We start from the raw sequence: 14845 nt of genomic DNA on the forward strand, positions 1-14845 counted from the left end.
TTGAAAACTCAGGTGAAGACTATTGGCTCATGGCCTTCTGGCAATGAATGGTTCGCCGCAGGCGCAAAATACACCTGTAGAGACTTTTACCTTCACGAGTTATGTGTCCCTTAGGTTGATCACTCCTTAGAATCATTCCAAACCTTGACGCTTCGGTCGCGAAACCGCATATCGGGGGTCTGATAGGGAGCACGCCATGTTCATCCAGACCGAATCGACCCCGAACCCCGCGACGCTGAAGTTTCTGCCCGGCCAGACCGTGCTGGACAGCGGGACCGCCGACTTTCCGTCGGCCGACACGGCAGAGAAATCGCCGCTGGCGCGCCGCGTGTTCGGCGTAGAGGGCGTGACCGGGGTGTTCCTTGGGTCCGACTTCGTGACCGTGACCAAAGCCGAGACGGTGGCGTGGGAACATGTCAAACCGGCGATCCTTGGCGCGATCATGGAACACTTCCAGTCCGGCGACGCCACCATCGAAGGCGACGGCGCGGGCGCGGCTCATGCCGAACATGACGGCCCCGACGGCGAGATCGTCGGCCAGATCAAGGAACTGCTGGACACCCGCGTGCGTCCCGCCGTGGCGCAGGATGGTGGCGACATCACATTCCACGGGTTCGAGCGCGGCGTGGTATACCTTCACATGCAGGGCGCCTGTGCCGGTTGCCCGTCCTCGACCCTGACGCTGAAGATGGGGATCGAGAACCTGCTGCGGCACTACATTCCCGAAGTGACCGAGGTGCGCCCGGTTGCCTGACCCGCTGGTTCTTGGCTTCGACACATCGGCCGCGCATTGCGCGGCCGTTTTGCTGCGGGGTGACCGCGTGCTGGCCGAGCGGCACGAAGAGATGGGCAAGGGTCAGGCCGAACGCCTGATGCCGATGCTGGACGACGTCCTGGCCGAGGGCGGCGCCGACTGGGCGGCGCTGGACCGGATCGGCGTGGGCATCGGCCCCGGTAACTTCACCGGCATCCGGTTGTCCGTTTCCGCCGCGCGAGGGCTGGCGTTGGCGCTGAAGATCCCCGCCTTCGGCGTGTCTGTGCTGGATGCGCTTGCGCTGGGGGCCGAGGGTCCGCTGGTCGCCTGTCTCGACGCGCGGCGCGGCAAGGTGTTCCTGCAAGTGCATGGCCGGGGCGACAGTGCGCCGGTGATGGCGGACGTTGACGATCTGCCCGATGGGCTTGGGGGCCTGCCCTGCGTCGGCAGTGGCGCAGAGGCCGTCGCAGCGCGCATCGGTGGCACAGTGCAAGCCGCCCGGTTCACCCCGGCATCCGCGATCGCCCGCATTGCAGCTGTCCGGTCTTTGGACGGTCTTGAACGTCCCGCCCCGCTGTACCTGCGGCAGGCCGACGCCGCCCCCCCGCGCGAAGCACCGCCGGCGATTCTGCCGTGACGCCCGCCGCTTTGGCGGCGCTGCACGGCCGCTGCTTCGTTACCCCCCGCCCGTTCACGGAACCCGAATTCGCGTCCCTGCTGGCGACCGAGTCGGTGTTCCTGTGTGCCGCCCCGCACGGGTTCGCCTTGGGCCGTGCGCTGGCCGGGGAAGCAGAGCTTTTGACGCTTGCGGTCGATCCCGACGCACGGCGGCGGGGAAGTGGACGCAATCTGATGGAAGATTTCCACGCCGAAGCATTGAGACGCGGCGCCGAAACCGTGTTTCTGGAGGTCGCCGAAGACAACGCGGCGGCACGCGGGCTTTATGCCGCCTGCGGCTATGTCGACGTCGGGCGCCGCAAGGGATATTACCGCCGCCCCGACGGCACCCGCGTTGACGCTGTGGTCATGCAAAAGGCACTTTCCGCAGCGTAGGACCCCCTGACCGTGGGTCTTCCCGCGCGAAACATGACCGTTTGGTTAAATTGCGGTTGACCGTCCCATTTGGCTTTGAACTAAATCCCTGTATCGTGGGAAAATGTCCTGCAAACGGGTGACGTCCGAGGTCGGAACCCGACAGCCAACTGGGAGAACTGAATGACCCTTCTCAAGAGCTTTCTGAGCGCCGGCGCCGTGTTCGCCGTCAGCGCCGCGGCGGCGATGGCCGAGCCCGGCCTGATCATCGACCTTGGCGGCAAGTTCGACAAATCGTTCAACGAAAGTGCTTTCAACGGTGCCTCTCGCTGGGTCGAGGAGACCGGCGGCGAGTATCTCGAGACCGAACTGCAGTCCGAGGCGCAGCGCGAACAGAACATGCGCCGCATGGCCGAGCGCGGCGCGAACCCGATCGTCGTGCTTGGCTTCGCCAACGCCTCGACTCTGGAAGTGGTCGCGCCCGATTACCCCGACACCATGTTCGCCATCGTCGACTCGGTCGTCGATCAGCCGAACGTGAAGTCGATCGTGTTCTCGGAACATGAAGGCAGCTTCCTTGTCGGCATGATCGCTGGCCTGAAATCGGAATCCGGCACCGTCGGCTTCGTCGGCGGCATGGACGTTCCGCTGATCCGCAAATTCGCCTGCGGCTACGCCCAGGGCGTGATGGCGGCCAACCCCGACGCGACCGTGATTTCCTCGATGACCGGCACCACGCCGACCGCGTGGAACGACCCGGTGAAGGGCGGCGAACTGGCGAAGGCTCAGGTCAGCCAAGGCGCCGACGTGATCTATGCCGCGGCTGGCGGCACTGGCGTGGGCATCCTTCAGGCTGCGGCCGACGAAGGCGTGTTCTCGATCGGCGTCGACTCGAACCAGAACTTCATGCACCCCGGGTCGGTCCTGACCTCGATGCTGAAGCGCGTGGACAACGCCGTGTACGAGGTGTTCTCGGAAGGCCTCGACGGCTTCGAGCCCGGCGTCACGGTTCTTAACCTCGAGTCCGAAGGCGTCGGCTATGCCGTCGACGAGTTCAACGAGGAACTGATCACCGACGAGATCACCACTGCCGTGGAAGAAGCCAAGGCCGGTATCATCGCGGGCGACATCGAGGTGCACGATTACACCTCGGACGACAGCTGCCCGGCTCTGACCTTCTGAGAATGAGCGTGACGCAAGATACGGGGCGGCCTGAACAGGCCGCCCCTGCCATTGAACTGAAGGGCATCTCGAAGGCATTCGGGCCAGTTCAGGCGAACAAGGACATTTCGATCCGGGTCATGCCCGGTACGATCCACGGCATTATCGGCGAGAACGGCGCAGGCAAGTCCACGCTGATGTCGATCATCTACGGTTTCTACCAAGCCGACAGCGGCGAGATCTGGGTCAACGGCAAGAAGACCGAAATCCGCGAACCCCAGCAGGCGATCGCGGCCGGGATCGGCATGGTTTTCCAGCATTTCAAGCTGGTGCAGAATTTCACGGTGCTTGAGAATGTCATTCTCGGCGCCGAAGACAGCGCCCTGTTGAAGACGTCCGTCTCCAAGGCGCGAAGCGAGCTGAAGCGGCTTGCCGAGGAGTACGAGCTTTCGGTCGACCCCGATGCGCTGATCGAAGAGATCGGCGTCGGGATGCAGCAGCGGGTCGAGATCCTGAAGGCGCTGTACCGGCAGGCCGACATCCTGATCCTGGACGAACCCACCGGCGTGCTGACACCGGCCGAGGCGGACCACCTGTTCCGCATCCTCGAAGGGCTTCGGGCGCAGGGCAAGACGATCATCCTGATCACGCACAAGCTGCGCGAGATCATGGAAATCACCGATACCGTCAGCGTCATGCGGCGCGGCGAGATGACCGCAACAGTCAAGACGGCGGACACCGACCCCGAAGAGCTGGCAGAGCTGATGGTGGGCCGTAAAGTCCTGCTGCGCGTCGACAAGAAACCAGCCGAACCGGGCCGCAAGGTGCTGGAGGTCGAGAACCTTCGCGTCGTAGATGCGGACGGCGTCGAGCGGCTGAAGGGTGTTTCGCTGGACGTGCGCGCGGGCGAGATCCTTGGCATCGCCGGGGTCGCCGGGAACGGGCAGTCCGAACTGCTAGAGGTTCTGGGCGGGATCTCGGCTGCGACGGGCACGGTCCGAATGAACGGCGAAGAGATCGACTTGACCGGCGCGAAATCCGACGGCCAGTCGCGGCGCGCGCGCGGGATCGCGCATGTGCCGGAGGACCGTCAGCACCTTGGCCTGATCATGGAGTTCTTCGCGTGGGAGAACACCATCTTCGGCTATCACCATGACGCGGCGTACCAGAAGAACGCCGTTCTGATGGACAACGCCGCGATCCGGGCCGAGACGCAGGCCAAGATGGACCGCTTCGACGTGCGCCCGCCGAACCCGAACCTGCCGGCCAAGTCGTTCTCCGGCGGCAACCAGCAGAAGATCGTTTGCGCGCGCGAGATCGAGCAGAACCCCGACCTTTTGCTGGTCGGACAACCGACGCGCGGCGTCGATATCGGCGCCATCGAGTTCATTCACAACCAGATCGTCGCCCTGCGCGATCAGGGTAAGGCCGTGCTGCTGGTGTCGGTCGAACTGGACGAGATCATGTCGTTGTCGGACCGCATCGCGGTGATGTTCGATGGCAAGGTCATGGGCGAACGGCTTCCGTCCGAGACCGACGAACGAGAACTGGGCCTGTTGATGGCTGGGATCACCGATACGTCCAAGCCCGTGACCGTAGACGAGGTCGAGGCGAACCTCGCCCAGACGCAGGGGAAAGTCACCTGATGAAAGTATTTGTTAACGCGGTTATGCGAACCATATCTCCGGAGAAGGAGATACATCATGCGCTCGCACGACGACCTCACCGCGCTAACCCTGGACGTGCCGCCGCGCGGTACGCGAAAGGCGGTCCTGTCTGTACTGGCAGCCGGTTCGGTCACGATCGCAAGCGCCTTCGTGATGATGCTGGCGGCCTGATCGCGACCCCGCCGACCCCGAACCACATGGGGGCGGCGCAATGACCAAGATCCCCGCCTGGGTAGATATTGCCCTGATTCCGCTGATCAATCTGCTGCTGGCGCTGGTCGTGTCGGGGCTGGTCATTCTGTACATCGGCGAAAACCCGTTCGAGGCGATCTCGATCATGGTGAACGGCGCTGTCGGCTCGGCCTATGGCTGGGGCTACACGCTGTACTATGCCACCAACTTCATCTTCACCGGCCTTGCCGTCGCCGTCGCCTATCAGGCGCGGTTCTTCAACATCGGCGGCGAAGGTCAGGCCGCGCTTGGCAGCCTTGGCGTGGCGCTGATGTGTCTGGCGGTGCCGTGGCCCCACTGGCTGTTGGCGCTGCCCGCGGCGATCGTCGCCGGGGCGCTGTTCGGCGCCGCGTGGGCCGCGATCCCGGCCTACCTGCAGGCCAAACGTGGCAGCCACATCGTGATCACCACGATCATGTTCAACTTCATCGCCTCGGCGCTGCTGGTCTATTTGCTGGTGAACGTGCTGAAACCGGCGGGCGGCATGGCCCCCGAAACCGCACGTTTCCCCGAAGGCACGCACCTGCCCAACGGGTACGAGATGTTCTCGTGGCTGGGCTTTTCACGGTCAGCCCCGATGAATGTCACCTTCTTCGTCGCCGTCCTGTGCTGCGTGCTGGTCTACCTGCTGATCTGGCGCACGCGCCTCGGCTACCAGATCCGCGCGTTCGGCCAGTCGGAGCAAGCCGCTGTCTACGCCGGTATCAACCCGGTGAAGATCACGATGATCACGATGCTGATCTCGGGCGGGCTGGCGGGTCTGATGGGCGTCAATGCAGTGATGGGCGAGGCCGAGCGCCTTGTGATCGACCCGGTGCAGGGCGCCGGGTTCGTCGGCATCGCGGTGGCCCTGATGGGGCGCAACCACCCGCTGGGCGTGTTCCTTGCGGGCCTGCTGTTCGGGATGCTGTACCAAGGCGGGGGCGAGCTGGAGTTCGAGATCCCCGCCGTCAGCCGCGAGATGATCCTGGTGATCCAGGCGCTAGTGATCCTGTTCACCGGCGCGCTGGACAACATGATCCGGCGCCCGTTCGAGAAGTTCTTTGCAAAATACCAGAAGGCGGGGGCGTAACTTATGGACTGGGCAACCATCATCCCGATCCTCACCGCGACGCTACGAGCCGCGACGCCGCTGTTGTTCGTGTGCCTTGCCGGCCTGTTCTCGGAACGCTCGGGCATCATCGACATCGGGCTTGAAGGCAAGCTGCTGATTTCCGCGTTCTTCTCGGCCGGGATGGCGGCAGCCTCTGGGTCGGTCTGGATCGGGCTTCTAGCCGGCATCGGCGCGTCGCTGGCGCTGTCGCTTGTGCATGGCATCGCTTCGATCACCTTCCGCGGCAATCAGCTGATTTCGGGCGTCGCGCTGAACTTCCTTGCCTCGGGGCTGACCGTGGTGATCGGGGAAAGCTGGTTCGGACTGGGCGGACGGACGCCCCAGCTTCCGGACTCCGGGCGGTTCCAGCCGATCACCCTGCCGGGCGCCGAGGCGATGGCCGACGTGCCCGTGATCGGCCCAATTTATTCCGGCCTGATCTCGGGCCACACCTTCCTTGTCTACGGCGCTTTCGCCACTGTCGCGCTGACGTGGTGGGTGCTGTACCGCACCCGTTTCGGCCTGCACCTGCGCGCCGTGGGCGAGAACCCGGAATCGGTGGACACCGCCGGGATCTCGGTCACGCGGCTGCGCTATGGCGCGATCGTCATCGCGGGCGTGCTGTGCGGCATCGGCGGGGCCTATCTGGCCACCGGCCTTGCGGCGGGCTTCGTCAAAGAGATGAGCGCGGGGCGCGGCTATATCGCGCTGGCGGCACTGATCTTCGCCAAGTGGCGGCCGTGGTACGCGCTGGGGGCCTGCCTGCTGTTCGGCTTCCTTGACGCCATCGGCAACCGGTTCCAGAACATCGAGCTGCTGGGCGTGAACATCCCGACGCAGTTTATGCAGGCGCTGCCGTATATCCTGACCGTGGTGATCCTTGCCGGCTTCGTCGGCAAGGCGATCCCGCCCCGCGCCGGCGGGCAGCCATACGTCAAGGAACGGTAGCAGCAGGCGCATGATGGGGGGAAACCCCCATCCCACGAACGGAGTATTGTGACCATGAGTGATCCGCAAACCCTTGCGGCGCTGATCCGCGACCGCGCCGGGGATGCCCCGCCCGCTTTCGGCCTTGTGCTGGGGTCGGGGCTGGGCCACCTCGCCGAGGCGGTGGACGGCGTTGCCATCGACTACACCGACCTGCCCGGTTTCCCGCACGCGGGCGTCAGCGGGCACAACCCGAAGCTGGTCGTGGGCGACCTTGAAGGCTGCCGCGTCGCCGTGTTCGGCGGGCGGGCGCATTACTATGAAAGCGGGCGCGGCGATGCGATGCGCCTGCCGCTGGAGGTTCTGAAGGAACTGGGCGCCGGCGGGCTGATCCTGACCAACGCCGCCGGGTCCATGCGGCCGGACATTCCGCCGGGCGACCTGATGCTGCTGTCGGACCACATCAACTTTTCGGGCCTGAACCCGCTGATCGGCGAGCCGACCGACGCGCGTTTCGTGCCGATGAAAGACGCCTATGACCCCGAGATGCGCGCCGCGCTTGCCACATCGGCCACGGCCGAGGGGATCGACCTGAAGGCTGGCGTCTATGCGTGGTATTCCGGCCCGTCCTTCGAGACCCCGGCCGAGATCAAGGCGATCCGCATCCTTGGCGCCGACGCGGTTGGCATGTCCACCGTGCCAGAGGTGATCCTTGCACGGTTCCTCGGGCTGAAGGTCGCAGCGATCTCGACCATCACCAACATGGCCGCCGGGATGAGCGACGAGGCGATCAGCCACGAACATACCAAGGCGATGGCCCCGCTGGGCGCGGCGAAGCTGGAACGCATCCTGCGTGGCTATCTGCGGACGAAGGCATCGACATAACCGGACGGATATGCCGCACGCGCAAAATTGTATGGGCGGGTGTTTGACTAGGGCTCTGCAATCGGGTCATTAAACAAGCACCCGCCGAACCCATTGGGTGCCCATGCAGATCTACCTCCCCATCGCCGAGGTATCGGTAAATGCCTTCCTCCTTTTGGGGTTGGGCGGCATCGTGGGGCTGTTGTCCGGCATGTTCGGCGTCGGTGGCGGTTTTCTTCTGACCCCGCTGCTGTTCTTCACCGGCATCCCGCCCGCCGTTGCGGTGGCGACCGGGGCGAACCAGATCGTCGCCTCGTCCTTTTCCGGTCTGCTCGCGCACCTGAAACGCAAGACCGTCGACATGCGCATGGGCTGCGTCCTGCTGGCCGGGGGCCTTGTCGGCTCTGCCGCCGGGGTACAGGTGTTCGCCTATCTGCGCACCCTCGGGCAGGTCGACCTGCTGGTGACGCTGTTCTACGTGGTGTTCCTTGGGATCATCGGCGCGCTGATGTTCGTCGAAAGCCTAAATGCCCTGCTGAAGACCCGGTCGGGCAAGCTGCCGAAGCGCAAGAAGCACAACTGGGTCCACAACCTGCCCTTCAAGATGAAGTTCCGAACCTCGGGGCTGTATATCTCGGTGATCCCGCCCCTGCTGGTCGGATTACTGGTCGGCGTGCTGGCCGCGATCATGGGCGTGGGCGGCGGGTTCATCATGGTGCCCGCGATGATCTATCTTCTTGGGATGCCAACCAAGGTCGTCGTCGGCACGTCGCTGTTCCAGATCATCTTCGTGTCCGGGGCGACCACCCTGATGCACGCGATGGCGAACTACTCCGTCGACATGATGCTGGCGCTGGTCCTGATCGTCGGTGGCGTGATCGGGGCCCAGATCGGTACCCGGATCGCCGTCTACCTGCGCGGCGAGCAGTTGCGCATCCTGCTGGCCCTGCTGGTGCTGGCGGTGTGCGTCAAGCTGGCGCTGGACCTGCTGCTTGAACCGTCCGAGCTGTACTCGGTCGCACCGGTGCGGGAGGACTGAGACGATGCGCGTCGCTCTTCTCCTGCTGCTGCTTCTGGTGCCGGTGCTGACCCCATCCGCACGCGCGGATGAGACCGTCGTCGCCGGCATGAGCCAGAACCGCGTGTCGATCACGGCAAGCTTCGAAGGGTCCGAGATCTTGATCTTCGGCGCGGTCAAACGGTTCCAGCCGGTGCCCGACGATGCCCCGCCGCTAGAGGTTCTGGTGGCCGTCGCCGGGCCGTCGGTTCCGCTGACGGTCTGGCGGAAGGAGCGCGTGGCGGGCATCTGGGTGAACACCGACGCGGTCGAGGTCGACCGGGCCCCGAGCTTCTACGCCGTCGCGACCTCTGGCCCGTTCTACGATGTGCTGTCCAATGTCGAGGACCTGCGCCACAAGGTGTCGCTTGGCCGGGCGATCCGCTCTGTCGGCGCCCCGGCGACGGTTGCGGATGCCAGCCAGTTCACAGCGGCGCTGATGCGGATACGCGAACGGTCGGACCTGTACCAACTGCACGAAGGCACCGTCGAGGTTTCCGAAGAGACGCTGTTCCGCACCTCGATCGGGCTTCCGGCGAACCTGCACGAAGGCAACTACACGGCGCGGATCTTCCTGACCCGTGGCGGCAACGTGCTGGATGCCTATGAAACGGTGATCTACGTGCAGAAGGTTGGGCTGGAGCGTTGGCTGTACGTTCTGGCACAGAACCACGCGCTGCTTTACGGGCTGCTGTCCATTGCGCTGGCCATCGCGTCCGGCTGGCTGGCGTCGGCCGTGTTCCGCTATATCCGCAGCTAGCGCGCTACATCAGGTCGGGCAGGTCGCAGTGTACGCTGCGTTCCATCGTGCAGCACATGGCGCGCGCCTTGGGACCGTAGGGGCCGCCATAGCAGGCCAGCCCGCGCGGCGTCTCTGAATCGGTGACACGGAACCAAGCGCCCAGCGCGCCAAGGTCGCGGGAGGACAGGCCGTTCAGATGCTCGATCGTGGCGGCGGCACGCGCCGGGTTCGGGCGGCGCGGCACCTCGTGCACGCCCTTCAACGGCACCGCTTCCAACGCCGCCAGTCGGACATCGCCGTCCTTCACGTCGAAATAGGCTTTGCCCATCAGACCGTAGTCGTGCCCAAGCGGGTGGCTGTCTTTCGCGGCCCCGCCGATGAACAGGAAGTTGCCAAGCGAATAGAAGATCGCCGCGCTGTCCGACGGCCGCGCTTCGACCGCGCGCACCACGTGGGGATGATGCCCGATCACAAGGTTCACCCCCGCCTCGTCCACCGCGCGGCGGAACAGGTCGGCCTGCCCCCAGCCCAGCCCGATGTCGTTCTCGGTGCCCCAGTGGATCGACAGCAGCTTGATGTCGGCCTCGGTCCGGCGCAGCGCGTCGAGGATGCGGTCGTAGTCGCCGATATAGGCCATGCCCGACCGCCCCGGACCGGGAGCGTAGGCGCCCGACCCGAAGGACATCGCGGACAGGGCCACGCGGACCCCTTTCACCGTGATCACCTTGGGCTCGTACGGGATCTGGTCCGGCCCGACCCCGGCGAACAGCAGCGGACGGTCGGCGCGGTCCTCGGAGGCGAAGAACGAATGGGTCATCTCCAGCCCCGGCCAGCCGTGATCCCACGAATGGTTGTTGGCCAGCGCGAAGGCGTTGACGCCAAGATCCATCAGGTGCCGGAACTGGTCGGGGTGGCTGCGGAACACGAACTGCTTGCCCTGCGGCGCACCGTCGTAATAGCCGACCACCGTCTCGACGTTCACGAAGTTAACGTCGCCCGTCCATTCGGTGCGGACGGTTTCGGTCAGGTCGTCCAGCGTATAGGTGCCCCATTTGCGCACCAGCGCGGGGTTCGGGGTCTGGTGCGAGCCGGCGAAGTTGGTGTCGCCGGCGAAGGTGATGACGATCTCTTGCGCGGGGGCCGTCGCTGGCAGGCCCAGAAGGCCCGCGACAAGCGCAAGCGCACCGCACAGCCCCCGCAGTCGGGTCACAGATCGTCCCGGAAGATCACGAACAGGGCGGAATAACCCGGCTTGGTCAGCCGCTCGCCCGACGCGTCGTACAGGAAACTGCCGTCGCGGGTGTAGTTCCAGCGCGTGTTCCAGTTCTGCTCGGGCTCTGACGTGAAATACCGGGGCACCGCCGCCGACCACAGCGGCGAGCCTTCGCCCGGCGTTCCGTCCCCGTGGAACATCGACCAGATCGCGTCCGCGTTGGGCTGTTCCATGCGGATGCAGCCGTGGCTGTCGGGCCGGCCCAGCAGCGAGTATTTCGATTGCGTGGTGCCGTGCATCGCCACGCCCGAGATGCGGCCGCCGCTGTAATGCAGGTCGATGAAGATCGAGTTGTACATGCCCGGCGCGCCCCAGCCCCTGACATGGCGATAGCCACGGTCGTCGACGTTGAACACGCCCAGTGGCGTCGGGCCGGAACGGTTGTCGCCCTGATAATAGCGGCCCGTCGAGACCGGCCACGAATATTCCGGCGTGGCATCGGCCCACAATTCGGGGTCGTGCAACGCCAGCTTCCAGCCGCTTGCGGTGCCCGAGGGGGCGCGTTCGATGACCCACATCTTCTGCGCCCCCGGCCCGGACAGTGCGGCATTGATGTAGATGACATGGCTGTAAGCAAGGTCGACGCGCGACGGCGGGACGAAAGCCATCCCGTCAGGCAGCGCGCCGGGTCGACCCAGCTCCTCAAGGTACGGAATGCCGACGCCTGGGGTTTCTATCCCCAGCGCGGGCCGCGCGACGAATGCCGCGCCGATGGCCAGTGCCATCCGTCTTGATATGTCCATCTCACAACAATCCCAGGCCTCTGTGGATTGCCATGCGAATGGACCCAAAGACATCCGGCAGCGAAAGACCAGCTTTCCAGTCTTCCAGCACGACAACCCCGGCGATGATCGTATCGTCGACTGACCCAAGGTCCATCATGTTGAAAACCGCATCCAGGAACCGTTCTCCCGAAAGTAGCCAAGCTGCAACAAGTGCGGCGATACAGGCGAGGGTGAAGCGGGTCATCTGGCTCATCTTGGCCTCAGAACTGGAAATAGATGAAGGGTGCGACGCCTTCTTGAGCGGTTGCAAACAACGCGAAGATGCCGATTCCGAGAATCAGTGCCTGTAATTCCGGGGCAAGCCGGGCCAGCACCATCGTCGCGCGGTCGCGCCATGCCAGCGGCAGCCAGTTCATCGCGAACCCGATTGCGATCAGGCCCCAGACGGTCGGGGTCAGCTCTGGGGCGGCGTAGCCCTCGGTCTTGCCGAAAGCGGCCAGCATCGACAGCGTGTCCGCGAAGTTGTGAGCGCGGAACGGAAGCCACAGCGCAGCGACGATGGCGAAGGTCAGGACGATGCCCAGCAGACGCGGCAGCGCCACGCCAAGCCCGCGAAAGCCACGCTCGATGGCCTGCCCCGCGCCGTGCAGGAACCCCCACAGGATAAAGTTCCAGCCCGCCCCGTGCCACAGGCCCGCCAGCGTCATGGTCAGCACAAGCGTGAAGGATCGGCGGACCGTGCCGCCCTTGCTGCCGCCCATCGGGATGTAAAGATAATCGCGGATCCACGTGGACAGCGAGATATGCCACCGCTGCCAGAAATCGCGCAGGGACTCGGCGCGGTAGGGCTGGTTGAAGTTGCGGTTGAACTCGTACCCCAGCAGCAGCGCGACGCCGATGGCGATGTCGGAATAGCCCGAGAAGTCACAGTAGATCTGGATCGCATAGCCAAGCGTCGCCGTCAGCGCGGACAGCCAGTACTGGCCGTCCGGCAGCCCGAAAGCAGGATCGACCAGCATCACCGAAAGGTAGTTCGCGACGACCATCTTCTTGAACAGCCCCGACAGGATTAGCACCACCGCCGTCGCGCGGGCAACGGCATCGGGGCGGCGCGGGTTGTCGAGCTGCGGCAGGAAATGCGCGGCCCGCACGATCGGGCCCGCCACAAGCTGCGGGAAGAACGAGATGTACAGCGCGACGTCGAACGGGTTGCGGCAGGGCGTGATATGCCCCCGGTCCACGTCCATCACGTAGCTAATTGCCTGAAAGGTATAGAACGAGATCCCGACCGGCAGGATGACGGTCATCCATGTCAGGTCTCGGGCAAAGGCGGTGTCCTGCAGCAGCGCCTGCAGCTGGAACATGAAGAAGTCGAAGTACTTGAACACCGCCAGCACGCCCAGCATGGCGACGATGCTGAGCACCTTCGACAGCCGCCGAAGTCCCGGCACCTTCACCCCTAGCCCCGCGCCCCACGCCACAAGCGACACAAAGGCCATCAGCAGGACAAAGCGCGGATCCCAAGCGGCGTAAAAGACGTAAGAGGCCAGAAGCAGCATGCCCTTGCGCAGGGCATTGCTGTTCCAGAATAGCCCGTTCAGCGCCAGGACAACGGCGAAGAACCCGATGAACTGGAGCGTCGGGAAGACCATGGCTTACTGCAGGCCCGCAACCTCCACCGAGGGCGGATTGAAGATGCCGGGATTGTCCCGTTCAAGCGCCCGCAGGATGTTGTCCACGACAAGGTAATACCCGTTCGCGGTGAAATGCGATCCGTCGCCGGCGCGGATGGTGGTGCCTCCGGCGGTGGTGACGAACTCGCCGCTGGGACCGGCCGCGAACGCGGGGATCGAGATGAAATGCGCGCCGGCCTTCAGCGCCTCTTCGCGGAACCAGACGTTCGCGCGGGTCAGCAGCGAATTGCGATGGGCATCGCGGTCGGGCGCCGGGCCAAGCCAGTAGACGACAGCGCCGGTCGCGGCGGCCGCCTGCAGCATCTTGCGCGCCTCGGCGCGATAGGCGGCCTCCCATTCGGGCGTGTCGTAGGGGACCGACCCACCCGCGGCATAGCGCAGGGGCTGGTTGTCGTTGGCGCCGAAGTGGAAGACTACGACGTCGGGCCGGTTCGCGGCGGCCATCGCGGCAAAGTTGCCGGGCCAGTCGTAGAAATCGCCACGGGCCAGCCCGGTCGAGGTCTTGCCCCGGTTGTCGACGCTGACGGGCAGACCGCGGTTCGCGACGCGCTGTTTCATGAACATGCCGAACCCGTCGGCAAGGCTGTCGCCGACGATCATCATCCGCAGCGGCGCCTCGGGCGTGATGGCGCGCGTGACACGGGCCGGGATCGATCCCCCGGTGGGGGCGAAGAAGGCTTGCCGGTTCGGGCTGGGCGGCGGCGTGGTCACGGTTGTCTCGGTCTCTGCGGCGGCTTCCGGTGCAGGAGAATGGAACTCGACCGACAGATCCTGTGCGCCAGCGGAACGCGGCGGGGTGCTGCAGGCGGTCAGGCCAATCAGGACGAGGGGCAGAAGCGCCTTACTGAAGTTGAACATCTTGCAAAGCGATCCTGCGATTGTGATTCTCGATGACCTTCCCAAGGTCCGCCAGCACCACGCTTGCGACATAGTCGTAGCCCGGCTTCGTGAAATGCACCTTGTCGGCGGCGCGCAGCTGCATGAGCCGCCCCTCGAAGTTACCGTTCATCGAGAAGTCGCCGGTGCCGAAGGTGGTCAGTTCGTGGATATCGACGAAGGTGCCGCCCGCCTTGCGCACGGCGGCGGACTGCAGCTGCGAGATGATCCTGTAGGACGGCTCCCAGCTGGTATTGCCGACGACGGGCAGGCCGACCCAGTACAGCTTGGCCGAGTTCGCTTCCAGCGTGCGGGCAAGCGTCACGACACGCTGCTGGTACAGTGCGTTCCAGACCTCGGTATTGAAGCTTTCGCGGGTACGGCCGTTGCGAATCGTCGTGATGTCGTTGGCGCCCATCTGGACGATCACGATGTCGTTAGACTTGTCCTGCGGCTGGCCAGCTTTCGACACATAGCGGTGAATCCAGTCTTGGTCGGACGTCTTGGCAAGCCCGTCGGACACCGCCGTCAGGCGCACGACATTCATCGTGTCGCACTGGGCGAACACCCGGTACAGCGACGACCACAGGCCATCGGCCAGACTGTCCCCCAGCACGACGACGCGCATCGGCGTCTTCGGACAGGACGGAGCGTCCAGTGCCTGAGCCTGGCCCATCGTCGCGACCAGCGCCGAAAGGCCCAGAATGGCCCCCAAAAGGTAGTTCCTCATGCCTGCCCCCTCTCGGTTC

The 14845-nt window shown here is 64.9% G+C and carries 17 protein-coding genes; 11 read left to right on the forward strand and 6 right to left on the reverse strand.

The features are described 5' to 3' along the window. Window positions 1–196: 196 nt before the first annotated feature. The 11 genes from P1K30_RS05715 (at window position 197) to P1K30_RS05765 (ending at window position 9546) form a co-directional block, all read left to right on the forward strand. Window positions 197–754, forward strand: a complete 558-nt coding sequence (locus P1K30_RS05715; RefSeq protein ID WP_275631730.1) for a NifU family protein — start codon at window positions 197–199, stop codon at window positions 752–754. Next, window positions 747–1391 (forward strand): tRNA (adenosine(37)-N6)-threonylcarbamoyltransferase complex dimerization subunit type 1 TsaB, encoded by a 645-nt coding sequence (gene tsaB / locus P1K30_RS05720; protein WP_275631731.1) that lies wholly within the window; start codon window positions 747–749, stop codon window positions 1389–1391. Before P1K30_RS05715 ends, tsaB begins: the two co-directional genes overlap by 8 nt. Further along, the gene (locus tag P1K30_RS05725; RefSeq protein WP_275631732.1) at window positions 1388–1807 is read left to right on the forward strand and encodes a GNAT family N-acetyltransferase; all 420 of its coding nucleotides are present in this window, start codon (window positions 1388–1390) and stop codon (window positions 1805–1807) included. The genes tsaB and P1K30_RS05725 overlap by 4 nt, the downstream gene beginning before the upstream one ends. A 162-nt stretch (window positions 1808–1969) precedes the next feature. Next, on the forward strand, window positions 1970–2968 hold the full coding sequence (locus tag P1K30_RS05730; RefSeq protein ID WP_275631733.1) for a BMP family lipoprotein: 999 nt from the start codon (window positions 1970–1972) through the stop codon (window positions 2966–2968). A 2-nt stretch (window positions 2969–2970) separates the two neighbouring features. Continuing rightward, window positions 2971–4593, forward strand: a complete 1623-nt coding sequence (locus P1K30_RS05735) for an ABC transporter ATP-binding protein (protein WP_275631734.1) — start codon at window positions 2971–2973, stop codon at window positions 4591–4593. A 57-nt stretch (window positions 4594–4650) separates the two neighbouring features. Continuing rightward, entirely contained in the window at window positions 4651–4785 is a 135-nt protein-coding gene (locus P1K30_RS05740; RefSeq protein ID WP_275631735.1) for a hypothetical protein, read from the forward strand. A 40-nt stretch (window positions 4786–4825) separates the two neighbouring features. Next, entirely contained in the window at window positions 4826–5917 is a 1092-nt protein-coding gene (locus P1K30_RS05745; protein ID WP_275631736.1) for an ABC transporter permease, read from the forward strand. Window positions 5918–5920: 3 nt separating this feature from the next. Then, window positions 5921–6886: an ABC transporter permease gene (locus P1K30_RS05750; protein WP_275631737.1), complete on the forward strand. Its 966-nt coding sequence runs from the start codon at window positions 5921–5923 to the stop codon at window positions 6884–6886. 54 nt (window positions 6887–6940) lie between these two features. After that, window positions 6941–7750, forward strand: a complete 810-nt coding sequence (locus P1K30_RS05755) for a purine-nucleoside phosphorylase (protein WP_275631738.1) — start codon at window positions 6941–6943, stop codon at window positions 7748–7750. A gap of 103 nt (window positions 7751–7853) precedes the next feature. Next, complete coding sequence (locus P1K30_RS05760; protein ID WP_275631739.1) at window positions 7854–8768, forward strand: sulfite exporter TauE/SafE family protein; 915 nt, start codon at window positions 7854–7856, stop codon at window positions 8766–8768. A 4-nt stretch (window positions 8769–8772) separates the two neighbouring features. Beyond that, window positions 8773–9546 carry a TIGR02186 family protein gene (locus P1K30_RS05765; RefSeq protein ID WP_275631740.1) on the forward strand — a complete coding sequence of 258 codons (774 nt, stop codon included), beginning with the start codon at window positions 8773–8775 and terminating at the stop codon, window positions 9544–9546. A gap of 4 nt (window positions 9547–9550) precedes the next feature. Here P1K30_RS05765 and P1K30_RS05770 read toward each other — a convergent pair whose 3' ends face one another. Genes P1K30_RS05770 through P1K30_RS05795 form a run of 6 tightly spaced genes read right to left on the reverse strand, consistent with a single transcriptional unit; the run spans window position 9551 to window position 14826 of the window. Further along, window positions 9551–10738 carry a CapA family protein gene (locus P1K30_RS05770; protein ID WP_275631741.1) on the reverse strand — a complete coding sequence of 396 codons (1188 nt, stop codon included), beginning with the start codon at window positions 10736–10738 and terminating at the stop codon, window positions 9551–9553. After that, window positions 10735–11526 carry a L,D-transpeptidase gene (locus P1K30_RS05775; protein WP_275631742.1) on the reverse strand — a complete coding sequence of 264 codons (792 nt, stop codon included), beginning with the start codon at window positions 11524–11526 and terminating at the stop codon, window positions 10735–10737. Before P1K30_RS05775 ends, P1K30_RS05770 begins: the two co-directional genes overlap by 4 nt. A gap of 19 nt (window positions 11527–11545) precedes the next feature. Further along, window positions 11546–11779, reverse strand: a complete 234-nt coding sequence (locus P1K30_RS05780) for a hypothetical protein (protein ID WP_275631743.1) — start codon at window positions 11777–11779, stop codon at window positions 11546–11548. Window positions 11780–11786: 7 nt separating this feature from the next. Further along, the gene (locus tag P1K30_RS05785) at window positions 11787–13178 is read right to left on the reverse strand and encodes an MBOAT family O-acyltransferase (protein WP_275631744.1); all 1392 of its coding nucleotides are present in this window, start codon (window positions 13176–13178) and stop codon (window positions 11787–11789) included. 3 nt (window positions 13179–13181) lie between these two features. Further along, window positions 13182–14078 (reverse strand): DUF459 domain-containing protein, encoded by an 897-nt coding sequence (locus tag P1K30_RS05790; protein ID WP_275631745.1) that lies wholly within the window; start codon window positions 14076–14078, stop codon window positions 13182–13184. Next, the gene (locus P1K30_RS05795) at window positions 14062–14826 is read right to left on the reverse strand and encodes a DUF459 domain-containing protein (protein ID WP_275631746.1); all 765 of its coding nucleotides are present in this window, start codon (window positions 14824–14826) and stop codon (window positions 14062–14064) included. Before P1K30_RS05795 ends, P1K30_RS05790 begins: the two co-directional genes overlap by 17 nt. Window positions 14827–14845 lie beyond the last annotated feature (19 nt).

This window comes from Psychromarinibacter halotolerans (genome assembly GCF_029168315.1).
Classification (GTDB): Bacteria; Pseudomonadota; Alphaproteobacteria; order Rhodobacterales; family Rhodobacteraceae; genus Psychromarinibacter; species Psychromarinibacter halotolerans.

Coding starts and splice junctions, on each gene's coding strand:
- P1K30_RS05715 (WP_275631730.1), top strand. CDS start 197: ATGTTCATCCAGACCGAATCGACCCCGAACCCCGCGACGCTGAAGTTT.
- P1K30_RS05730 (WP_275631733.1), top strand. CDS start 1,970: ATGACCCTTCTCAAGAGCTTTCTGAGCGCCGGCGCCGTGTTCGCCGTC.
- P1K30_RS05735 (WP_275631734.1), top strand. CDS start 2,971: ATGAGCGTGACGCAAGATACGGGGCGGCCTGAACAGGCCGCCCCTGCC.
- P1K30_RS05740 (WP_275631735.1), top strand. CDS start 4,651: ATGCGCTCGCACGACGACCTCACCGCGCTAACCCTGGACGTGCCGCCG.
- P1K30_RS05745 (WP_275631736.1), top strand. CDS start 4,826: ATGACCAAGATCCCCGCCTGGGTAGATATTGCCCTGATTCCGCTGATC.
- P1K30_RS05750 (WP_275631737.1), top strand. CDS start 5,921: ATGGACTGGGCAACCATCATCCCGATCCTCACCGCGACGCTACGAGCC.
- P1K30_RS05755 (WP_275631738.1), top strand. CDS start 6,941: ATGAGTGATCCGCAAACCCTTGCGGCGCTGATCCGCGACCGCGCCGGG.
- P1K30_RS05760 (WP_275631739.1), top strand. CDS start 7,854: ATGCAGATCTACCTCCCCATCGCCGAGGTATCGGTAAATGCCTTCCTC.
- P1K30_RS05765 (WP_275631740.1), top strand. CDS start 8,773: ATGCGCGTCGCTCTTCTCCTGCTGCTGCTTCTGGTGCCGGTGCTGACC.
- P1K30_RS05775 (WP_275631742.1), bottom strand. CDS start 11,526: ATGGCACTGGCCATCGGCGCGGCATTCGTCGCGCGGCCCGCGCTGGGG.
- P1K30_RS05780 (WP_275631743.1), bottom strand. CDS start 11,779: ATGAGCCAGATGACCCGCTTCACCCTCGCCTGTATCGCCGCACTTGTT.
- P1K30_RS05785 (WP_275631744.1), bottom strand. CDS start 13,178: ATGGTCTTCCCGACGCTCCAGTTCATCGGGTTCTTCGCCGTTGTCCTG.
- P1K30_RS05790 (WP_275631745.1), bottom strand. CDS start 14,078: ATGTTCAACTTCAGTAAGGCGCTTCTGCCCCTCGTCCTGATTGGCCTG.
- P1K30_RS05795 (WP_275631746.1), bottom strand. CDS start 14,826: ATGAGGAACTACCTTTTGGGGGCCATTCTGGGCCTTTCGGCGCTGGTC.